The 287-nt window shown below is 61.7% G+C and carries 1 protein-coding gene; it reads left to right on the top strand.

The window, feature by feature from the left end:
• Positions 1-287: winged helix-turn-helix domain-containing protein (locus tag EN818_RS32130; RefSeq protein ID WP_245521450.1), on the top strand; the 287-nt coding region annotated here is incomplete at both ends.

Below are 287 nucleotides of genomic sequence, written 5' to 3'. Positions count from 1 at the left end.
CCGTCGTATGCAAGGATGTCGTTTCGTCTTCGGCCCTTTCGTCCTGAATGCAGAGACAGGAACCCTGCTCCGGAAAAAGATTCCGATTCCCGTCGGCTACCGCGCGCTGCTCCTGCTTGAGGCGCTGGTGGAGCGACCTGGCGAAGTGCTCAGCAAATCCGAGCTGATCAATGCGGCGTGGCCGGGGACGGCGGTAGAGGAGGGTAACCTGTCTGTGCAGATCGCATCGCTCAGAAAACTTCTCGGCCCCGCCCCCGACGGCGAGGACTGGATAGCGACGGTTCCTC

Source organism: Mesorhizobium sp. M3A.F.Ca.ET.175.01.1.1 (assembly GCF_004791945.1).
Taxonomy (GTDB): domain Bacteria; phylum Pseudomonadota; class Alphaproteobacteria; order Rhizobiales; family Rhizobiaceae; genus Mesorhizobium.
The sequence above is the reverse complement of the archived record's forward strand: the minus strand, read 5'-3'. Positions and strand labels throughout refer to the sequence as shown.